We start from the raw sequence: 19,757 nt of genomic DNA, 5'->3' as shown, positions 1-19,757 counted from the left end.
TTTCGGGTCAACCGGGTAACGATCCGGCATGGCTTGGGCGGTTTGTTCTACGCGCGTAGGCGAATGCCGTCTATCCTCGGCGGTGTGAACGCAACTCCTCAGTCGATCGTCCCCACCGACCCCTACGCCGCCGCCCAGGCCGCCGCCGCGCGCCTGCGCGAGCTGACCGGCGCCGAGCGCCACGACGTCGCCCTGGTGATGGGCTCCGGCTGGGTGCCGGCCGCCGACGCCCTCGGCGAGACCGTGGCCGAGTTCCCCGTCACGGACCTGCCGGGCTTCCCCGCCCCCGCCGTGGCCGGCCACTCCGGCAAGATCCGGTCCGTCCGGATCGGCGACAAGCGCGCCCTGATCTTCCTCGGCCGCAACCACTACTACGAGGGTCACGGCGTGGCCACCGTCGTGCACGGTGTCCGCACCGCCGCCGCGGCCGGCTGCTCGACCATCGTGCTGACCAACGGCTGCGGCGGCCTGCGCGAGGGCTGGGTCCCCGGCCAGCCGGTCCTGATCAGCGACCACATCAACCTGACCGCCGACTCGCCGATCGTCGGCGCGAACTTCGTCGACCTCACCGACCTGTACTCGCCGCGCCTGCGGCAGCTGTGCCGCGAGGTCGACCCGTCGCTGGACGAGGCCGTGTACGTCCAGTTCCGCGGCCCGCACTACGAGACCCCGGCCGAGGTGCACATGGCCCGGGTGATCGGCGGCGAGCTGGTCGGCATGTCCACCACGCTGGAGGCCATCGCCGCCCGCGAGGCCGGCGCCGAGGTGCTCGGCATCTCGCTGGTCACCAACCTGGCCGCCGGGATGACGGGCGAGCCGCTCAACCACGCCGAGGTGCTGGAGGCCGGCAAGGCCAGCGCCGAGCGGATGGGCGCGCTGCTGGCGAAGGTCCTTGAGCGGATCTGAGCCGACACTGACGCAGAATCATGAGTAGTGGGGGTCTTCGGGCACAACCCGCCCGAAGACCCCCACTGTGCGTTGGTTTCCGCCCGGACCGCCCAGGCACCGGCCTCGGACGGAGCCGGCACCCGTGACTCCTCCCCCTCGTGGCGAGGGGGCTTCTCGCTTTGGCGACGGCCAAGCCCCGACCGGTACCCGGAGGTGCGCGGTGGCGCTACTACGGCGCTCCACGCCTTCGGCGACAGAGCATCTCAATTCCCCCCTTCGGATGACACCGAGGGTCTCCTGAGAAGAGACATGATGGCGCAGGCACCCACCACCGATCTCCTCACCCGGGCCCGGGCCTGGCTCGCCGAGGACCCCGACCCGCAGACCCGCGAGGAGCTGGCCGCGATGCTGGCCGCCGCCGAGGGCCCGGAGGGCAGGACCGAGGACCGGCTCGCCTGGTCCCGGCTGGCCGAGCGCTTCGCCGACCGCCTCCAGTTCGGCACCGCCGGCCTGCGCGGCGAGCTGGGCGCGGGCCCGATGCGGATGAACCGCGCCGTGGTCATCCGCGCCGCCGCCGGCCTCGCCGCGTACGTGCGTCAGGAGAACCTCGGCGACCTGGTGGTCATCGGCTACGACGCCCGCCACAAGTCGTACGACTTCGCCCGCGACACCGCCGCCGTGATGGTCGGCGCCGGCCTGCGCGCCGCGCTGCTGCCGCGCCCGCTGCCCACCCCCGTGCTGGCCTTCGCGATCCGCCACCTCGGCGCCGCCGCCGGTGTCGTGGTGACGGCCAGCCACAACCCGCCGCAGGACAACGGCTACAAGGTCTACCTGGGCGACGGCTCGCAGATCGTCCCGCCCGCCGACGCGGGCATCGCCGCCGGGATCGACGCCATCGGCTCGCTCGACGAGGTCCCGCTGGCCGAGAGCGGCTGGGAGGTGCTGGGCGACGACGTGGTCGAGGCGTACCTGAACCGTGCCGTCACCACCGTCGACCCGTCGACCCCGCGCGACCTGGAGGTCGTCTACACCCCGCTGCACGGCGTCGGCCGGGACACCCTGGTCGCCGCCTTCAAGCAGGCCGGCTTCCCCGCCCCGACGGTCGTCGCCGAGCAGGCCGAGCCGGACCCGGACTTCCCCACCGTGGCCTTCCCCAACCCGGAGGAGCCGGGCGCGATGGACCTCGCGTTCCGCACCGCCGCCTCGGTCGGCCCGGACATCATCATCGCCAACGACCCCGACGCCGACCGCTGCGCGGTCGCCGTGCCGGACGCCGCGAAGCCGAACGGCTGGCGGATGCTGCACGGCGACGACGTGGGTGCGCTGCTCGGCGCGGCGCTGGTCGCCAAGCACGCCACCGGCACCTTCGCCACCACCATCGTCTCCTCCACCCTGCTCGGCCGGATCGCCGAGGCCGCCGGCACCGGCTACGCCGAGACGCTGACCGGCTTCAAGTGGATCGCCCGCGCGGACGGCCTGCGGTACGGCTACGAGGAGGCGCTCGGCTACTGCGTGGACCCGGAGGGCGTCCGCGACAAGGACGGCATCACCGCCGCCCTGCTGGTCGCCGAGCTGGCCGCGACGCTCAAGCGGACCGGCCGCACCCTGACCGACCTGCTGGACGACCTGGCGCTGGAGCACGGCCTGCACGCCACCGACCAGCTCTCCGTCCGGGTGGAGGACCTCACCCTGATCGCCGACGTGATGCAGCGCCTGCGCGAGCAGCCGCCGACCGTGCTGGCCGGCCTGCGGGTGACCGGGGCCGACGACCTGGCCGCCGGCTCCGCCGACCTCCCGCCGACCGACGGCCTGCGCTACCGCCTCACCGGCGAGGGCGTCCGCTCGGCCCGGATCGTGGTCCGCCCCTCCGGCACCGAGCCGAAGCTCAAGTGCTACCTGGAGGTCGTCCTCCCGGTCGCCACCGCCGCCGACCTGGCCGGCACCCGGGAGCAGGCCGCAGGTGTGCTGGACGCGATCAAGCGCGACCTGGCGGCGGCCGCCGGCATCTGAGGCCACGGCCGAACGGCGACGGGCCCGGTGTCCAGCCCCTTCGATGGGGGCTGGACACCGGGCCCGTCGCCGTATCACGGCGTGCGCGTGCGCGGGAGGGTCAGCCGGTGGCGAGCAGGGCCGCCAGGGCGACCAGCCCGGCCAGCGTGGGGGCGATGACCCACCAGCACCAGGTCACGGTGACCGGACCGGCGGCGCCGGGCAGCCCGGCGTTGCGCTCGGCGGTCTCCTGGAGGGAGTCGACCACCTGGTCGGACCAGGCCCGGGTCGGGTCGGCCTCGTCGGGCCGGCGGGCCCGGGTCGTCCGGGAGGCCTCGGGGTCACCGCCGGCCGCCGCACGGGTGGCCCGCGCGGTGGCCCGCTTGCGCTGCTTGAGCGACACCGGGACGGCCCACACCTGGTAGCTCTTGCCGGCGGCGAACAACTCGACCGAGTACCCCGCCTTGAACCCCTCGACCGAGGCCCACGGCGCGTGGACCGTCCGGATCGGGTTCCGGACCAGCAGCCGGTCGTCGTTGGAGAGCACCACCGGGCGCAGCGTGTACGCGATGACGGGGAACGCGAAGAGCGGCGCGGCGGCGAGCGCGATCCACGGCGTGCGACCGCTCCCGGTCAGCACCGCGTCGATGATCAGCCAGGCCGCGACGGCCAGCAGCAGCACACCGGAGATCACACCGGGAACGGACCGGTAGACGCGGTCGGCGTACTTCGGCCCGGAAGCGGCGGGTGTCGCGGCCTTCGGCCCGGAGGCGGCGGGCGTCCCGGCGCCGGGGTCGGCGCCGGAGTCGGGTTCGGGCGTGCCGGGGTCGGGCGTGCCGTCGGATTCGGTCATGGGGACGATTCTGCCGCACGGGGTCGGCGATCGGCGCGGGCCGTGACGCTGTTGTGCCCCAAGGTTTCCCCACATGTGCCCAGGTCGGTCCGGGTGCACCACCCCGCGCCTCCGCCGCCGGCCACCCCGGCCCCGGCGGGACGATCCCCGCCGGGGCCGGGGCCTGCCGACGCTGCCCGCTCAGACGGCGGGGAAGTCCCCCGACCGGACGCCGGCGACGAACGCCGACCACGCGTCGGCCGGGAAGACCAGCACCGGCCCGTCCGGGTCCTTGGAGTCACGCACGGCCTGGCCGCGGCTCGACGTCAGGGCGGTCTCCACGCACTCGCCACCCGCCTGGGAGTACGACGACTTCTTGAAGGGGGTCACAAGGTCGGGTCGGGTCATGACGATTCTTCCTTTCCGTGGTCCTGCGAGAGTTCCCGAAGCGTCTTCCTGAGGAAGGCCGAGGTCTGTTCAGGCGTCCAAGCGGCTGACCTCAGGTTTTCGAGAGCGTGGACGTACCATCCCAACTCCTCTGCGGCTTCCACGACTACCAGGTTCGTGTAGCCCTCGAAGGAGACGGCTTCGAGGGTGGAGTGCTGGCCGAACGACATCCCCGTGAACGGACCGACCACTCGTGCGACATTGCCCGCACTCAGCGGCAGAATCTGAATCGTCACGTTGGGCAGCTTCGACGCCTTCAAGAGGTGGTCCAGCTGCTCACGGTGGACATCCGGACTGCTCATGGGCGCTGTGACGGCAGGTTCCCAGACGATGGCCGTCAAGCGAACCTCCCCGTCCTCGATCCGCCGCTGGCGGGCCGCGCGAACCTTGATGAACTCGTCCCTGTTCTCCGCCGGAACTACTGCCGGATTGGCATCGAGCACCGCCATGGCGAACGCCGGTGTCTGAAGCAGCCCCGGGATGAGCGCCAACTGCCAGGCCACTATGTGCGTGGCGTCGCTCTCCAACTCGATGTACGAGGCGTAGTTCGCGCTGACCGATCCGCCGTGGTCGAGCCACCACCCGCGCCGGTTGCCCTCGCGGGCGAGGGATTCGAGCCGCTCGCGCTCCTCCGGGTCGCTGACCTCGTACAGGTCCAGCAGGAGGCGGACCTCGATCGGGCGGGACGTGACCTTGCCCGTCTCCATCCGCGACACCTTGGCGACCGATCCCATGAGCTTCTCCGCTGCGGCGGCCTGGTCCATGCCGGCCGCCTGACGGTGCTTCCGGAGGGCCGCGCCGAGCCGTCGGCTGCGCACAGTCGGCCGTCCACCTGCGGGCATACCTCGTTCCCTTCTCAACTGAGGCCCCCAGTCTGCCCGTCCGACCGGCCGGAGGGGCACCGAATGCCCGGAGTGATCCAATAGCAAATTGCATCCGACCCACTTGCAGCAGTGCGCCGCGACGGAGCATGCTTACGGGGAGTAGTCCGTGCATTCACCTTAAGTGATCATGATGGCTCGCCGCCCGGGCATTCCTGTGCCCGCCTCCGGCCGTCAACGGGGCGTCCAACACGCCCGCTTCGCCCTCCCGTCGCGCCCAGAGGAGCTGCGCCATGCCCGAAACTCCCGACAGACCACTCGCCAGGGGTGACGAGCGCGCCTGCTGGCTGCCGCGCCACAGGAAGTCGGCCGGTGCGGCACGCAGGCTGCTCCGAAGCTTCCTCGGAGAGCTGGAGGGTGGCGAACGGGTGCTCGACACAGGCGAGTTGCTGGTCAGCGAGCTCGTCGCCAACTCTGTGCTGCATGCGCACGGCACGCGGGGACGGCTGATCCAGGTCCGGTTCGAACTGCACCTCGGACGCCTGCGGATCGAGGTGCACGACGCCGACAGTGTCCGCCCGGCGCTCCGGCCGGACACCTGCGCGGAGGACGAATCCGGGCGTGGCCTCTTGCTGGTACGGGAGTTGGCGGAGCGCTGGGGGTGCTGCCCGCGCGCGGGCGGGGTCGGAAAGTGCACGTGGGCGCTGATCGGCGCGACAGGCGACGGCGGGGAGACGGCCGGATGAGCCAGGTGATCGGGTTCGCGCTCGCGTTGGCCGAGGCGACCGGAGTCGGCGTGCGACTGGAACGCCGCCCCGACGACAGGTACCGGGTGGAAGCGGTCCTTCCGCAGGAGATGGACGGGGAGGGGCAGTTGGCGGTCCTCGCCGTCCTGGAGCGGGCGGACACGTTCGGGCATCACTTCCGGCCGGAGGAGCAGTCGGTGTGGGGCGAGTTCCCTCGCGATGCCGTGGACGGGCGGCTCGCCGCCCTCCTCGTCGGCAGTGACACCTGGAGCGTCGACGGCTTCGCGGCGGACCACCGGCTCGTGGTGGTGAGTGCCGTCACGAAGCGGCGGCGACGAGTGCGGAGTTGGCTCGGCCGGTGACCTGGCGGCCGGGGCTGCCTGGGTTGCCGGGCATGGCGGGGACCGGCTTCGGGGCGGGGAGCGTTCCGAAGCCGGTGTGACCGGCGAGGATGCGCCCCCGGCTGCCCGTACGCGGCCAGGGGGCGCATCGGCCCGGTTCACGCCGTGCGCCGCCGCAGGGTGGCCGCGCCCAGCGCGAGGGAGAGCAGCGCGGCCCCGGCAATGACCGCGAGGTCGCGCAGGACCCGGCCGTCGACGCCGGTGGTGCTGGTCAGCCGGTTCATCGCGTCGACCGCGTAGGAGAGCGGCAGCACGTCCGAGGCCCAGCGCAGAGCCTCGCCCATCCGGGCGCGCGGCACGAAGAGGCCGCAGAGCAGCAGCTGCGGCAGCAGGACCGCCGGCAGGAACTGGACCGCCTGGAACTCGGTGGCGGCGAAGGCCGACACGAACAGGCCGAGCGCCATGCCGAGCAGGCCGTCGCCCAGCGCCACCGCGAAGAGCAGCCAGGTCGGGCCGGCGACATGGAGGCCGAGCAGGCCGAGCGTCAGCGCCGAGGCGAGGGCGGCCTGGAGCAGCGCCACCACGCCGAAGGCGAGGGCGTAACCGAGCAGCAGGTCGAGCCTGCCCAGCGGCATGGTGAGCAGGCGCTCCAGCGTGCCGGTGGTGCGCTCGCGCAGCATGGCCACCGAGGTGACCAGGAACATCACCAGCAGCGGGAAGATCCCGAGCAGAGCGGCGCCGGTCCGGTCGAAGGCCGACGGCTGGCCCGCGAACATGTACTTCAGCAGGGTGAGCAGCAGGCAGGGGACGACCAGCAGCAGGGCGATGGTCCGGGGGTCGTGGCGGAGCTGGGCCAGCACGCGGCGGGCGGTGGCCAGGGTGCGGGTGGGGTTCACGAGGACGTCCCTGACTTCCCTGAGGGCGCTTGGGCTGAAGGTACTTGGGCCGAGGGTGCTTGGGCCGAGGGTGTGTGGGCCGCAGCCGGGGCCGGTCCGGCGACGAGGGCGAGGAAGGCGCTGTCGACGTCGGCGGCGCCCGTCCGGCTGAGCAGTTCGGCCGGGGTGTCGTCGGCCAGCAGCCGGCCCTCGCGCATCAGGAGCAGCCGGTCGCAGCGGGCGGCCTCGTCCATCACATGGCTGGAGACCAGCAGGGTCGCACCCGCGTCGGCGAGTTGCCGGAAGAGCTGCCAGAGCTCCTGCCGCAGGACGGGGTCGAGGCCGACGGTGGGTTCGTCGAGGACGAGCAGCTCCGGACTGCCCAGCAGAGCCGCCGCGAGCGACACCCGCGCCCGCTGGCCGCCGGACAGCCGGGCGGTGAGCGTCTCCCGGTGCGCCGAGAGCCCCACCTGGGCGATCACTCGGGCCGGATCGTCGGCGGGTGCGCCGAGGACGGCCGCGAAGTAGCGCAGGTTCTCGGCGACGCTCAGGTCGCCGTAGACCGAGGGCGCCTGGGTCACATAGCCGACCCGGCGCCGCAGCACGGCGCTGCCGGCCTCCGCACCGAGCACCTCGACCCGTCCGGCGGTGGTCTTCTGGACGCCGACGATCGAGCGCAGCAGCGTCGTCTTGCCACAGCCGCTGGGGCCGAGCAGCCCGGTGATCGAACCGGCCGCGACGTCGAGGGACAGGCCCTGGAGGACGGGGTTGCCGCCGCGCGTCACCGTCAGGCCGGTGACGCGGATCGCGGGGGGCGCCGCGACTGGCGATGAATTCATCATGTGATGAGTTTCTCCTCGCGGGGCTCGGCCGTCAAGCGACGCGGCAGGACGAGTCGGGCACCGGCAGCCCGGCGCCGGCGGGCGGGCATCCGGAAGCAATAGCGGAAGCAGTGCCGGGCAGCGGCGCCGGCAGCAGCGCCGACCAGCGGAAATTCGGCGGCGGGCACGCGGGCGGTGCGGCTAGGTTCGGCGCCATGACACTGGCGCGCATTGCCCTCCCCTCCGGCCGCTCGATCGAACTCTCCAGCGTGCAGCTGTCATCGACCTACGGCGGAATGCTGGAGGGGTACCCGCACGGACGCTGGAACGACCGCCTCCTCGAACGCCTGCTCAGGAACACCGAGCAGGCCCGGCCCGGCACTCCCGTGCACCTGGTCACGCCGGTCCGTGAGTATCCGGACACTTCCGCCGGGGGCTTCGGCCCCGTCGAACTGCTGCCCGCCGTCACCTGCGTCGGATCCTTCGAGTCGCACCCGGTCGACCCGCAGCTGGTGCAGGTACTGCACCGCTCCACGCTGACCGTCATATGGTTCCAGGCGACCCCGGACATGCCGTCGGACGACGCCCCCGACGACGGCCTGCGCGGCATCCGCTGGGACGAGCTCGCGAAGGACTACGAGCTGTAAGGGCGGGTCACCCCGTCCCCTCGGCGGCGGGCCGGGCACCGCCGAGGTACCCCTGGAAGGTCGGAGCAAGCAGCGGTACCAACTCCTCGCGGGTGGCCGAAGCGAGCGGCTCGATGCCGATCACGTAGCGGGCCATGGCCAGCCCGATGATCTGCGAGAGCATCAGCTCGATCCGCAACTCCGCCTGGTCGAGGCCGAGTTCGGCGGCAGCGCGGCGGACGAGCTCCTCCATGACGAAATCGCGCATGAGCTGTGCGACCTGCTCGGTGGTGGCCGCCGCCCGCACCAGCGCAAGCAGCCGGTCGAGCACCCCGGGCTGCTCCCAGAGGGCCAGAACGAAGCCCGCCACCCGCTCACCGACGGTCTCGCGGTCACCCGGGAGCACCTGCTCGACCACCGCCCTCGGGTCGACCGGGAGCTCAAGCGCGGCGAGGAACAACCGGTCCTTGCTGCCGAAGTAGTGGTGCAGCAGCGCCGCGTCGACACCCGCGGTGCGGCCGATCGCCCGCATGCTCGCCTTCTCGTAGCCGCGCGCGGCGAACTCGGCCCGCGCCGCTTCCAGCACCGTCCGACGGGTGTCGGCGGAGCCGGGCCGGCGGCCGGTCCGCTTCCGGGGGGCCGGGGGCTCGCCGGCGGTCGGGGTGGCGGCAGTCGACTCGGCATCGGTCGGTTCGGCGGCGGGCTGCATTTCGGAGGTCACCCGATCATTCTGCGCAGGACGGCGCGCGGGACGGCGTCGGGATGACGTCCGGGACGGCGCGCCGGGCTCAAGGCGGGGCTGCCGGAGACCGTCGGGCAGCTACCCGATATCGGACATCAGACGCCAGACATTGACCAACAGATATCAGATGACAGATTTTGAAATCTGTCATCTGATATCCGGCATCCGTCCGACATCCCCCGCCCTCCGCCCACCGAACAACAGCCCCAGCCCGCCCGCCGACCGGATCCGCACCCGAACCCCGCCCCGGCTCTCAGCCCGGATCTCAACCCGACCCCCCGCCCAGATCTCGGTCCGGCATCGAAAGGGGGGTGCCCTAGCGCATCGCTACGCGCGTAGATATGCTGCCCTGGTGACTATGTCCACTGTTGCAGCCAATGCCCCCGGCGCTGCGGGCGGCGGCCTTCAGGACGTTGCGGCGTCCGAGGCCTCGCTCCGCCGTTTCCTGCACGGCCTGCCCGGCGTCGACGCCGTCGGCCTGGAAGCCCGTGCCGCCTCCCTCGGTACTCGATCGATCAAGACCACGGCGAAGGCCTATGCCATCGACCTGGCGATCTCGATGATCGACCTGACCACGCTGGAAGGCGCGGACACGGTCGGCAAGGTGCGCGCCCTGTGCACCAAGGCCCGGAACCCCGACCCCAGCGACCCGAGCGCCCCTCGGGTCGCGGCGATCTGCGTCTACCCGGACATGGTCGCCACCGCGAAGGCGGCGCTCGCGGGGACGGACATCCAGGTCGCCTCGGTCGCCACCGCCTTCCCCGCCGGGCGCGCCGCGCTCCCGGTGAAGCTGGCCGACGTCGCCGACGCGGTCGCGGCCGGTGCCGACGAGATCGACATGGTGATCGACCGGGGTGCCTTCCTCTCCGGCCGCTACCTGTCGGTCTTCGAGGAGATCACCGCCGTCAAGGAGGCGTGCCGGCGCGCCGACGGCACGCACGCCCACCTCAAGGTCATCTTCGAGACCGGTGAGCTGCAGACGTACGACAACGTGCGCCGCGCCTCCTGGCTCGCGATGCTCGCGGGCGCCGACTTCATCAAGACGTCCACCGGCAAGGTCGCGGTCAACGCCACCCCGCCGGTGACGCTGCTGATGCTCGAAGCCGTCCGCGACTTCAAGCGGCAGACCGGCATCCAGATCGGCGTGAAGCCGGCCGGTGGCATCAAGACCACCAAGGACGCCATGAAGTACCTCGTCATGGTCAACGAGACCCTCGGTGACGACTGGCTCTCCCCGGACTGGTTCCGCTTCGGCGCCTCCAGCCTGCTCAACGACCTGCTGATGCAGCGTCAGAAGCTGACCACCGGCCGGTACTCCGGTCCCGACTACGTGACGGTGGACTGACCCTCATGGCCAAGAACAAGAACACCGCCCAGACGCCCGCCGAGCCGGCCGCCGCAGCCATCGCCGCCGCAGCCGTGCACCCGTCCGGCCTCTTCACGTACGCCCCCGCCCCCGAGTCCCCCGCGGCCGCGGGCGACATCGCGACCTCCTACGGCCACTTCATCGGCGGCGAGTTCGTCGACAGCAGCGGCAGCGAGGCCCTGAAGACCGTCAACCCGGCCACCGAGCAGGTGATCGCCGAGTTCGCGCAGGGCACCGAGGAGGACGTCGACCGCGCGGTCACCGCCGCCCGCAAGGCGTTCACCGACTGGTCGGCGCTGCCGGGCAGCGAGCGCGCCAAGTACCTGTTCCGGATCGCCCGGATCATGCAGGAGCGCTCGCGCGAGCTGGCCGTGCTGGAGTCGATCGACAACGGCAAGCCGATCCGCGAGAGCCGGGACTTCGACATCCCGACCGCGATCTCGTACTTCTTCTACTACGCGGGCTGGGCCGACAAGCTCGACTACGCCGGCTACGGCGCGAACCCGCGCCCGCTGGGCGTGGCCGGGCAGGTCATCCCGTGGAACTTCCCGCTGATGATGCTGGCGTGGAAGATCGCGCCCGCGCTCGCCACCGGCAACACCGTGGTCCTCAAGCCCGCCGAGACGACCCCGCTGACCGCGCTGCGCTTCGCCGAGATCTGCCGCCAGGCCGGTCTGCCGAAGGGCGTTGTCAACATCGTCACCGGTGACGGCCGGACCGGCGCCGCGCTCACCGCGCACCCGGACGTCAACAAGGTCGCCTTCACCGGTTCGACCCCGGTCGGCCGGTCCATCGCCAAGCAGATCGCGGGCACCCGCAAGAAGCTGTCGCTGGAGCTGGGCGGCAAGGCCGCGAACATCGTCTTCGACGACGCGCCGATCGACCAGGCGGTCGAGGGCATCGTGAACGGCATCTTCTTCAACCAGGGCCACGTCTGCTGCGCGGGCTCGCGCCTGCTGGTCCAGGAGTCGATCCAGGACGAGCTGCTCGACGCGCTGAAGCGCCGGATGGGCACCTTGCGGATCGGCGACCCGCTGGACAAGAACACCGACCTGGGTGCCATCAACTCGGCCGCCCAGCTGGCGCGGATCACCGAGCTGACCGCGATCGGCGAGGCCGAGGGCGCCGAGCGCTGGGCCCCGGAGTGCGAACTCCCGGGCGCCGGTTACTGGTTCCGCCCGACGCTGTTCACCGGCGTCAGCCAGGCGCACCGGATCGCCCGCGACGAGGTCTTCGGCCCGGTGCTCTCGGTGCTGACCTTCCGCACGCCCACCGAGGCGGTCGAGAAGGCCAACAACACGCCGTTCGGCCTCTCCGCCGGCATCTGGACCGAGAAGGGCTCGCGCATCCTCTGGATGGCGAACCAGCTCAAGGCCGGTGTGGTCTGGGCCAACACCTTCAACAAGTTCGACCCGACCTCGCCGTTCGGCGGATACAAGGAGTCGGGGTACGGCCGCGAGGGCGGCCGCCACGGCCTGGAGGCGTACCTCGATGTCTGAGCCCACCGCGCGTCTTGACGTGATGAAGACCTACAAGCTGTTCGTCGGCGGGAAGTTCCCGCGTTCCGAGAGCGGACGGGTGTACGAGGTGACCGACGCCAAGGGCCAGTGGCTGGCCAACGCCCCGCTCGGGACCCGCAAGGACACCCGCGACGCCGTCCTCGCCGCCCGCGCGGCGGTCAAGGGCTGGTCGGGCACCACCGCGTACAACCGCGGCCAGGTGCTCTACCGGGTCGCCGAGATGCTCGAAGGCCGCCGTGAGCAGTTCGCCGCCGAGGTGGCGACCGCCGAGGGCATCGGTGCCAAGAAGGCGCTGGCGCTGGTCGACGAGGCCATCGACCGCTGGGTCTGGTACGCCGGCTGGACGGACAAGGTCGCGCAGATCGCCGGCGGGGCCAACCCCGTCGCCGGTCCGTTCTTCAACCTGTCCGTGCCCGAGCCGACCGGCGTGATCGGGATCGTCGCTCCGCAGACCGGGTACGGGTACTCGCTGCTCGGCCTGATCTCGGTGATCGCCCCGGTCGTCGCGACCGGCAACACGGTCGTGGTCGCCGTCGCCGCCGACGCCCCGCTCCCGGCGCTGTCGCTGGGCGAGGTGCTGGCGACCTCGGACCTGCCGGGCGGTGTGGTCAACCTGGTCTCCGGCCGCACGGCGGACATCGCCCCGACGCTGGCCTCGCACCAGGACGTGAACGGGCTCGACCTCACCGGCGCGATTGCCGCCGACGGCCCCGGCGCGGCAGCCGCGCTGGAGGCGTCGGCTGCGGATACATTGAAGCGAGTGCTTCGCCCGGCGGAGGACCCGTCCGCTCTGGACTGGACCAAGTCCCCGACGACCGACCGGCTACTCTCCTTCCTGGAGACCAAGACGGTCTGGCACCCGATGGGCCTCTGACCAGGCTCTCGGCACAACTCCACAGACTGGCCGTCCCCAGTGCCCCTACCCCCCCGGGGGCCCGGACGTGCCTATGACGGACCCGCGCCTCTCCCCCCCCTGGCGCGGGTCCGTCGCCTTCTGGCTCCGGCACTCGACCAGGGGGCGGGACTCCGCTCCGTGGGAGGCTGCGGACCGTTGGCTTCCGATGTCGCGCAGTTCCCCGCGCCCCTGGCTGTGGTTGGCCGGTTGCGTTAAAGATCTCGCTACCGGCCGGTTTCGGCATCCGTGCCCGATGCGTCAGACTGGTGTCTCGTGAGTGACTCCTCCGCGAACCCCGCCCCAATAGCCCTCGCCCGGGTCGTTCTGCTCTCCGGGCCCTCCGGGTCGGGCAAGTCCTCGCTCGCGGAGCGGACCGGACTGCCGGTGCTCCAGCTCGACGACTTCTACAAGGACGGCGACGACCCGACGCTGCCGCTCTTCCCCGACGGCGGCACCGACTGGGACTCCCCGCTCGCCTGGCACCGCGACCAGGCCCTGGCGGCGATCCGCGCCCTGACGACCACCGGCCGGGCCGAGGTACCCGTGTACTCCATCCCGGACAACGGCCGGGCCGGCACCCGCGTCCTCGACCTCACCGGCTCGCCCGCGTTCATCGCCGAGGGCATCTTCGCCGCCGAGATCGCGGCCCAGTGCGCGGCCGAGGACCTGCTCGGCGACGCCATCTGCCTGCGGAACCGCCCGCTCACCACCGCCTGGCGGCGCTTCCGCCGGGACGTCCGCGAGGGGCGCAAGTCCGTCCCCTACCTGCTGCGGCGCGGCTGGCGCCTGATGCGGGCCGAACGCGGCATCGTGGGCCGGCAGGTCGCCCTCGGCGCGTACGCCTGCGCGGGCCCCGAGGCCGAACGCCGCGTCCGCGCGGCCGCCGTCCACCGCCCGGCAACCGTGGGCGTCTGACAGGGTGCACTGAACAGGATCGGGCACCCCCTCGCGCCCCTGTTGTGGCTGTTCGGCTGCCCCGTCCACCGGCGCAGCCACTGAAAAAGCAGTGGGCCCAGTGCCTCTCCCCGGCACCGGGACCACTGCTTCTGTCGGCTGCGGGGATCCCCCGTCGGTTGCCGCTCCCCCGAGCCGGCACCCGCGTTCCCGCGGCCGTGCACCCGTCCCCCGACGGGAGTCTGTTGTCGTTACGCGACGAGCTCGCCGAACGCGTGCGCCAGGTCACCGGTGCGGTTGAGCTGCTCGTCGTCGCGCAGGCGGCGCAGCGCGCGCCAGATGCTGCTCTTCACCGTGCCGACGCTGATGTTGAGCACGTCGGCGATCTCCGGGTCGGTCCGGCCCTCGTAGTACCGCAGCACCAGCATGGTGCGCTGGTTCTCCGGAAGCTTGGCGAGCGCCTGCCAGAGCACGGCGCGCAGCTCGGTGCCGCCCATCGCGTCGGTGTCGCCGACCGTCTCGGGCAGCTCCTCCGTCGGGTACTCGGCGACCTTGCGGCGGCGCCAGGCGGAGATGTGCAGGTTGGTCATGGTGCGGCGGAGGTAGCCCCCGACCGCCGCCTTGTCGGCGATCCGGCCCCAGGCCCGGTACGTGGAGAAGAGCGCGCTCTGCAGCAGGTCCTCGGCCTGGTGGCGGTCGCCGGTGAGGTGGTACGCGGTGGCGTAGAGGGAGGCGCGGCGCTCACGGACGTACGCCGTGAACTCCTCTATGTAGTCCTCCTCGACCGCCGTCTGCGCCTGCGGCACGACCGCCACGACCGGCGGCACGGCCGCCACCGGCGCCACGGGCGTCAGCCGCAGCAGGGTCCCGCCGGTGGTCTCACGGGCGGCCGGCTCCCCCGAGCCGATCGCCCGCAGGGTCAGCGTGGTGCCGGAGCCGGTCGCACTCCCCTTGCGACCGATGCCGTGCAGCTCCCCCGTCCTGCTCCCGCCGCCGAGGCTGCGGGTCCCGGTGCTGTGTGCGCACCCCCGTACGGTGACGGCACCGGAAGTCGCGTCCGTCCGCACCTCGAAGTGGGTGCCGGTCGACGAACACGCGTTCCTGATGCCCGCGGTCTTGCGGGTCTTGAGCGTGGTGTTCATCGTGCACCCCCATGGTCGGTACGAGCGGTTCCGTGTCTCTTCGCCGTCCTGCGGACCGGTTTGACCCGGTCCGTTCTTCGGCGACATGGAAAATCTTGCCCGGCTGTCGTCATGGGGCTGTCCGCCGACTGTCACAGCGGTGTCACAGCCGACGGGTCTTCGGTCCGCACCGCCGGCACTGTGGGGGACGCCGAAGCCGCGGTTCCGGTTGCACGGGAGGACGAGCACCACCCGGGTGGGTGATGAGACGCGCCGCGTGGGCCAGAATGAGCCCGTGCCTTTCCTCCTTCTGATCGAGGACGACGACGCCATCCGGACCGGCCTCGAACTCGCTCTCACCCGCCAGGGCCACCGTGTGGCCGCCGCCGCCTCGGGCGAGGACGGCCTGAAGCTCTTCAAGGAGCAGCGGCCGGACCTGATCGTGCTCGACGTCATGCTGCCCGGCATCGACGGCTTCGAGGTGTGCCGCCGGATCCGGCGCACCGACCAGCTGCCGATCATCCTGCTGACCGCCCGCTCGGACGACATCGACGTGGTGGTCGGGCTGGAGTCGGGCGCGGACGACTACGTGGTCAAGCCGGTGCAGCCACGCGTGCTGGACGCCCGGATCCGGGCGGTGCTGCGCCGCGGTGAACGGGAGAGTTCGGACTCCTCCGTCTACGGCAGCGTGGTCATCGACCGGTCCGCGATGACCGTCACGAAGGACGGCGAGGACCTCCAGCTGACGCCGACCGAGCTGCGGCTGCTGCTGGAACTGAGCCGCCGGCCCGGCCAGGCGTTGTCCCGGCAGCAGTTGCTCCGGCTGGTCTGGGAGCACGACTACCTGGGCGACTCCCGGCTGGTGGACGCCTGCGTCCAGCGGCTGCGGGCCAAGGTGGAGGACGTGCCCTCGGCGCCGACGCTGATCCGGACGGTCCGCGGGGTCGGCTACCGCCTCGACCCGCCTGCCTGAGCTGCGTCCCGGCCCTGTCGCCCCATGTCCCTGTCGCCTCACGCCCCTGATGCCCCGTGTCCCTGATGCCCCCTGCCCTTCTGCCATCGATGGTGAGCCCCGTTGACTGACCCTCAGACCCCTCGTTGCCCGCGCCCGGTGCGATGGCGGCACCTGCGCTCGCTGCGGGTGCGGCTGATCGCGGTGTTCGCCGCCGTCGCGCTGACCACCGCCGTGTCGGCGTCCGGGATCGCGTACTGGCTGAACCGGGACGCGGTGCTCCAACGGGCCCAGGACGCGGCGCTCAAGGACTTCCGGCTCTCGCTGACCCGCAACGTCTCGGACCTGCCGCTCAACGCGACCTGCCAGCAACTCGTCGACCTGGCCGGGCTGGTGGCCACCTCGGGGCTCAACTACCAGGTGGTACTGGTCGACGACGCCCAGCCCGGCTGCACCGCCTCCTCCGACCCGACGCACTTCACCGTGGACCAGGTCCCGGCGGCGCTGCGGGTCACCGTCGCCAAGCCGCGCCAGGTCACCTCGCACTCCCCGAACGCCTACCACCTGTACTGGCAGCGGGTGAACCTGAACGGCCACCCGTACGTGGTCGGCGGTACGAAGGTGGTGCCGACCGGGCCCACGGCCTACATGTTCAAGTCACTCGACACCGAACGGGCCGATCTCTACACGCTGAGCTGTTCACTGGCGATCGCCACCCTGCTCGCGCTGATCGGCTCGGCCCTGCTCGCCCAGGCCGCCTCGGCGACCGTGCTGCGCCCGGTCCGCCGGCTCGGGGACGCCGCCCGACGGCTCGGCGAGGGGCATCTCGACACCCGCCTGGAGGTCGAGGGGGCGGACGAACTCGCCGATCTGGCAAGGACGTTCAACCGGACGGCGGAGTCGCTCGCCGAGCAGGTCCAGGAGCTGAGCGCCCGCGAGGCGCAGAGCCGCCGGTTCGTCGCCGACATGTCGCACGAGCTGCGGACCCCGCTGACGGCGATGACGGCAGTGACGGACATCCTGGAGGACGAGGCCGACACCCTGGACCCGATGATCGCGCCCGCCGTGCGGCTGGTGGTCAGCGAGACCCGGCGCCTCTCCGACCTGGTGGAGAATCTGATGGAGGTGACCCGGTTCGACGCCGGCACCGCCAAGCTGGTCGCCGACGAGATGGACATCGCCGACCTGATCATGTCCTGCATCGACGGCCGGGCCTGGTACGACGCGGTCGAACTGGACGCGCCGCGCGGGGTACTGGCCGTGGTGGACCCGCGCCGGCTGGACGTGGTGTTCGCCAACCTGATCGGCAACGCGCTCAAGCACGGCGGCTCGCCGGTGCGGGTGCGGGTCCGTGAGACGGCGGACACCGTGGTGGTGGAGGTCTCGGACAGCGGCCCCGGCATCCCGGAGGACGTGCTGCCGCACGTCTTCGACCGCTTCTACAAGGCGGACAAGGGCCGGGCCAGGTCCGAGGGCAGCGGGCTCGGCCTGTCGATCGCGATGGCGAACGCACAGATCCACGGCGGCACCATCACCGCTGCCAACGGCGGGACCGGCGCGGTCTTCACCCTGACCCTGCCGCTCACCCAGCCGGTACCGGCCGAATCCACCGCCATCATCACCACCGGCACCACCACCCGCACCACACCGCCCGCCGGCCACGGGCGCAGCCAGGAGCAGAGCAAGTGAACGTACGAAGAGCGGCGGTGGGGATCATCGCGCTGGCCGCGCTGAGCGGCTGCGGCATCCGCCCGACCGCCGTACCGGTCGACGCCGGGGCACCCGCGAGCCGGACGGCCTGCCCGAGCCCCGTCCGGGTACCAGAGGCGGCCGACACGTCGGCCACGCCGAAGCCGTCCGGGTCCGTGACGCCGACCCCCGGAACCGTCCCGTCGGTGACGTCCGCGCCCTCGCAGGTGCCGAAGAGCGTGTTCAGCGCCGTGCCCACGCCCAGCCGTCCGTCACCGTCGCCGTCGCACTGCCCGTGACGGCCCGGCCCGGGGCCGCCCAGCCCGGGACCGTCCGGCCGGGGACCCGCCGGGAACCGTTCGCGGCCCGGTGCGCGTCCTCCCCGGCGTGCAGCGAGATGGCAGCCTGACGCACTCCGTGCGCGACACCGACGGACCGGCCCGGGACAGCCCGGCCGGCCGGCCGACGACCGCTCCCCAGGCCTCCCACCGGCTGCGGATGCTCGGCTTGGTCGCGCTCGCCGGACAGCTGACCGTGCTGGGCTGGCTGGCGCTGCGCCCGTCGGCCGCCGACTGGACCTCGCCCGCGAACCTGACACCCTTCGCCTCCGTAGGGCAGGCCATGACGCTGGGCCCGCTGGCAGGCCTGCGGCAACTCGCCGACGGCCTGCTGCCGCTGGCTCCGCTCGGGCTCCTGCTCCCGCTGGTCTGCGGACGGCTGCGGACGGCCTGGCTGCCGTCCTTCCTGCGCACCACCGGCGGCGCGGCGCTGCTGGCCACCGCGCTGGAGATCCTCAAGGGGTGGGCGCCGGGCCACCTGCTGAACGTCGACGACATCGTGCTCGGCACCCTGGGGGTGGCCTGCTGCCACCTGATCGCCGTCCCGGCGGCCCGGGCGCTGCTGCTCCGCGACCGGCCGGACCGGAACCACCCGCACGACGGGCACGACGGGCGTGACACCGACCCCCGCGAGCGGCCTACCCCGGCGGCGACCGCAACGACGACGGCACCGGCACCGGCGAGCGTCCGGACGTTGGAGCTGGCGGCGTCCGGCCTCGGTCAGGGACACCCCTGAGACCGTCCCTGACCTCGCCGTACACCTCCCCGGTGAGAAACCAGGGGTCGGGATCGGCACCAGGGCTGACGCCTCGGACGGGCGGCGCGCGGAGGATTGGATCATGCCCACCGGACAGTCCGGCACCGGGCCGAGACCCTTCGGAGCGCACCATGAGCTCGCTCGCCCGCCCTCGCCACAACCGCATCCTCGCCGGGGTCTGCGCCGGGATCGCCGCCCGCTTCGGGCTGGCCCCGTGGACCGTCCGCATCCTGTTCCTGGCGTCCTGCCTGCTGCCCGGCCCGCAGTTCCTGATCTACCTGGCGCTCTGGCTGCTGCTCCCGCAGGAGCCGTAGCCGTACACGCCCGAAGGGCTGTCTCCCCCCGATCTTGCGGGGGGAGACAGCCCTTCGGGCGCGGGGGCGTGGGGGCGCGCCCTGCGGTGGCGGCGGCGTCAGCCGGCCAGGCCGGGCAGCGGCAGGGCCCCGGTGAGCAGGCCCGCGCCCGGGACCTTGCTCAGGCCCTCGGAACCCGGCAGGCCACGGGTGGCGGAGGCGGCGGCAGGAGCGTCGGACGTCCCCGGGGAGGCCATCGCGGGGTCGACCTGCGCCGGGGCGGCCGGGGTGACGGGCGCGACCTGGGCGGCCGGGGCGTGCGCGGGCGCCGCTGCCGGGGCAGCGGCCGGAGCCGGAGCGGGGGCGGGGGCGGCGGCCGGGGCGGGGTGCAGGGCGCTGCCGACGCTGGGGTTGAGGCTGCCGACCGCGTCGGTGACCGGCGCGGCGGCCGGGATCTTGGAGACCGCGCCGGTCGCGGTGCCGGTGATGGCGTCGGAGTGGGCCAACGCACCCGTCGGGAGCCCGAGCCCGCCCGGGGCGAGCGGAGCGGCGGAGGCGGAGCCGGCCGCCACGACCGCCATCGCGACACCGAGCGCAGCAGTCCCGGCAGCCTTCAGAGTGGCCTTCTTCATGAGTTGGTCCTCAAGTCCTCGTCGGTGGCCGGCGCGCGGGCGGCACCCGGGGGCACCCACCGCTACACCGTGTCAGCGTTGACTGCCACACCGTAGTGACAAGGTTGCGCGCGGATCAAAGAGGAGCCCCTCGTTCGGATGAGTTGTCCGACCATCAGTCAAAAGCCGGACG

Annotated in this window: 22 protein-coding genes; 14 read left to right on the top strand and 8 right to left on the bottom strand. The window is 72.4% G+C overall.

The genetic code is table 11. The features are described from left to right. Nucleotides 1-63 precede the first annotated feature (63 nt). Together ABD330_RS01945 and ABD330_RS01940 are read left to right on the top strand one after the other, a co-directional pair. Nucleotides 64-906 (top strand): purine-nucleoside phosphorylase, encoded by an 843-nt coding sequence (locus ABD330_RS01945; protein ID WP_344459951.1) that lies wholly within the window; start codon nucleotides 64-66, stop codon nucleotides 904-906. Nucleotides 907-1,200: 294 nt separating this feature from the next. Continuing rightward, complete coding sequence (locus tag ABD330_RS01940) at nucleotides 1,201-2,898, top strand: phospho-sugar mutase (protein WP_344459949.1); 1,698 nt, start codon at nucleotides 1,201-1,203, stop codon at nucleotides 2,896-2,898. A gap of 100 nt (nucleotides 2,899-2,998) precedes the next feature. On the opposite strand, the gene ABD330_RS01935 is transcribed toward ABD330_RS01940, so the two are convergent. From ABD330_RS01935 to ABD330_RS01925, 3 genes are all read right to left on the bottom strand, one after another. Next, a complete protein-coding gene (locus ABD330_RS01935) occupies nucleotides 2,999-3,730 on the bottom strand; it encodes a PH domain-containing protein (RefSeq protein ID WP_344459947.1) in 732 nt (243 codons plus the stop codon). A gap of 180 nt (nucleotides 3,731-3,910) precedes the next feature. Then, nucleotides 3,911-4,117 (bottom strand): DUF397 domain-containing protein, encoded by a 207-nt coding sequence (locus tag ABD330_RS01930; protein WP_344459946.1) that lies wholly within the window; start codon nucleotides 4,115-4,117, stop codon nucleotides 3,911-3,913. Continuing rightward, the gene (locus ABD330_RS01925) at nucleotides 4,114-4,998 is read right to left on the bottom strand and encodes a DUF5753 domain-containing protein (protein ID WP_344459944.1); all 885 of its coding nucleotides are present in this window, start codon (nucleotides 4,996-4,998) and stop codon (nucleotides 4,114-4,116) included. The genes ABD330_RS01930 and ABD330_RS01925 overlap by 4 nt, the downstream gene beginning before the upstream one ends. A gap of 272 nt (nucleotides 4,999-5,270) precedes the next feature. Here ABD330_RS01925 and ABD330_RS01920 point away from each other — a divergent pair, with 272 nt between their 5' ends. Continuing rightward, entirely contained in the window at nucleotides 5,271-5,723 is a 453-nt protein-coding gene (locus ABD330_RS01920) for an ATP-binding protein (RefSeq protein WP_344459942.1), read from the top strand. Then, nucleotides 5,720-6,085 carry a hypothetical protein gene (locus tag ABD330_RS01915; RefSeq protein ID WP_344459941.1) on the top strand — a complete coding sequence of 122 codons (366 nt, stop codon included), beginning with the start codon at nucleotides 5,720-5,722 and terminating at the stop codon, nucleotides 6,083-6,085. The genes ABD330_RS01920 and ABD330_RS01915 overlap by 4 nt, the downstream gene beginning before the upstream one ends. A gap of 137 nt (nucleotides 6,086-6,222) precedes the next feature. Here ABD330_RS01915 and ABD330_RS01910 read toward each other — a convergent pair whose 3' ends face one another. Beyond that, on the bottom strand, nucleotides 6,223-6,960 hold the full coding sequence (locus tag ABD330_RS01910) for an ABC transporter permease (protein ID WP_344459939.1): 738 nt from the start codon (nucleotides 6,958-6,960) through the stop codon (nucleotides 6,223-6,225). Then, nucleotides 6,957-7,781, bottom strand: a complete 825-nt coding sequence (locus tag ABD330_RS01905; protein ID WP_344459938.1) for an ABC transporter ATP-binding protein — start codon at nucleotides 7,779-7,781, stop codon at nucleotides 6,957-6,959. Before ABD330_RS01905 ends, ABD330_RS01910 begins: the two co-directional genes overlap by 4 nt. A gap of 194 nt (nucleotides 7,782-7,975) precedes the next feature. On the opposite strand from ABD330_RS01905, the gene ABD330_RS01900 reads away from it, so the two are divergent. Next, entirely contained in the window at nucleotides 7,976-8,407 is a 432-nt protein-coding gene (locus tag ABD330_RS01900) for a hypothetical protein (RefSeq protein WP_344459936.1), read from the top strand. Nucleotides 8,408-8,414: 7 nt separating this feature from the next. Here ABD330_RS01900 and ABD330_RS01895 read toward each other — a convergent pair whose 3' ends face one another. Next, on the bottom strand, nucleotides 8,415-9,107 hold the full coding sequence (locus tag ABD330_RS01895) for a TetR/AcrR family transcriptional regulator (protein WP_344459935.1): 693 nt from the start codon (nucleotides 9,105-9,107) through the stop codon (nucleotides 8,415-8,417). A 379-nt stretch (nucleotides 9,108-9,486) separates the two neighbouring features. Between ABD330_RS01895 and deoC the strand changes: the two genes are divergently transcribed. The 4 genes from deoC (at nucleotide 9,487) to ABD330_RS01875 (ending at nucleotide 13,824) form a co-directional block, all read left to right on the top strand. Beyond that, the gene (deoC, locus tag ABD330_RS01890) at nucleotides 9,487-10,473 is read left to right on the top strand and encodes a deoxyribose-phosphate aldolase (protein WP_344459933.1); all 987 of its coding nucleotides are present in this window, start codon (nucleotides 9,487-9,489) and stop codon (nucleotides 10,471-10,473) included. 5 nt (nucleotides 10,474-10,478) lie between these two features. Next, nucleotides 10,479-11,993 (top strand): aldehyde dehydrogenase family protein, encoded by a 1,515-nt coding sequence (locus ABD330_RS01885; protein ID WP_344459931.1) that lies wholly within the window; start codon nucleotides 10,479-10,481, stop codon nucleotides 11,991-11,993. After that, nucleotides 11,986-12,888: an aldehyde dehydrogenase family protein gene (locus tag ABD330_RS01880; protein ID WP_344459930.1), complete on the top strand. Its 903-nt coding sequence runs from the start codon at nucleotides 11,986-11,988 to the stop codon at nucleotides 12,886-12,888. Before ABD330_RS01885 ends, ABD330_RS01880 begins: the two co-directional genes overlap by 8 nt. Before the next feature lie 294 nt (nucleotides 12,889-13,182). Next, entirely contained in the window at nucleotides 13,183-13,824 is a 642-nt protein-coding gene (locus ABD330_RS01875) for an ATP-binding protein (RefSeq protein ID WP_344459928.1), read from the top strand. A gap of 230 nt (nucleotides 13,825-14,054) precedes the next feature. Here the strand turns inward: ABD330_RS01875 and ABD330_RS01870 are convergent, their stop codons facing one another. Continuing rightward, a complete protein-coding gene (locus ABD330_RS01870; RefSeq protein ID WP_344459926.1) occupies nucleotides 14,055-14,945 on the bottom strand; it encodes a SigE family RNA polymerase sigma factor in 891 nt (296 codons plus the stop codon). A 274-nt stretch (nucleotides 14,946-15,219) separates the two neighbouring features. Here ABD330_RS01870 and ABD330_RS01865 point away from each other — a divergent pair, with 274 nt between their 5' ends. The 5 genes from ABD330_RS01865 to ABD330_RS01845 all read left to right on the top strand — a co-directional run bounded on the left by ABD330_RS01865 (nucleotide 15,220) and on the right by ABD330_RS01845 (nucleotide 18,974). Continuing rightward, a complete protein-coding gene (locus tag ABD330_RS01865) occupies nucleotides 15,220-15,897 on the top strand; it encodes a response regulator (RefSeq protein ID WP_344459925.1) in 678 nt (225 codons plus the stop codon). A gap of 102 nt (nucleotides 15,898-15,999) precedes the next feature. Beyond that, nucleotides 16,000-17,565 (top strand): ATP-binding protein, encoded by a 1,566-nt coding sequence (locus ABD330_RS01860; RefSeq protein WP_344459923.1) that lies wholly within the window; start codon nucleotides 16,000-16,002, stop codon nucleotides 17,563-17,565. Further along, nucleotides 17,562-17,864 carry a hypothetical protein gene (locus ABD330_RS01855; RefSeq protein ID WP_344459922.1) on the top strand — a complete coding sequence of 101 codons (303 nt, stop codon included), beginning with the start codon at nucleotides 17,562-17,564 and terminating at the stop codon, nucleotides 17,862-17,864. The genes ABD330_RS01860 and ABD330_RS01855 overlap by 4 nt, the downstream gene beginning before the upstream one ends. Before the next feature lie 118 nt (nucleotides 17,865-17,982). After that, nucleotides 17,983-18,639: a VanZ family protein gene (locus tag ABD330_RS01850; protein ID WP_344459920.1), complete on the top strand. Its 657-nt coding sequence runs from the start codon at nucleotides 17,983-17,985 to the stop codon at nucleotides 18,637-18,639. Between the two features lie 152 nt (nucleotides 18,640-18,791). Next, nucleotides 18,792-18,974 (top strand): PspC domain-containing protein, encoded by a 183-nt coding sequence (locus ABD330_RS01845; protein ID WP_344459919.1) that lies wholly within the window; start codon nucleotides 18,792-18,794, stop codon nucleotides 18,972-18,974. 98 nt (nucleotides 18,975-19,072) lie between these two features. Here the strand turns inward: ABD330_RS01845 and ABD330_RS01840 are convergent, their stop codons facing one another. Further along, entirely contained in the window at nucleotides 19,073-19,585 is a 513-nt protein-coding gene (locus ABD330_RS01840; RefSeq protein WP_344459917.1) for a hypothetical protein, read from the bottom strand. Between the last annotated feature and the right edge of the window lie 172 nt (nucleotides 19,586-19,757).

It is taken from the genome of Kitasatospora kazusensis (genome assembly GCF_039529945.1).
GTDB classification, from domain to species: Bacteria; Actinomycetota; Actinomycetes; order Streptomycetales; family Streptomycetaceae; genus Kitasatospora; species Kitasatospora kazusensis.
This window is presented reverse-complemented; position numbering and strand designations above follow the sequence as displayed.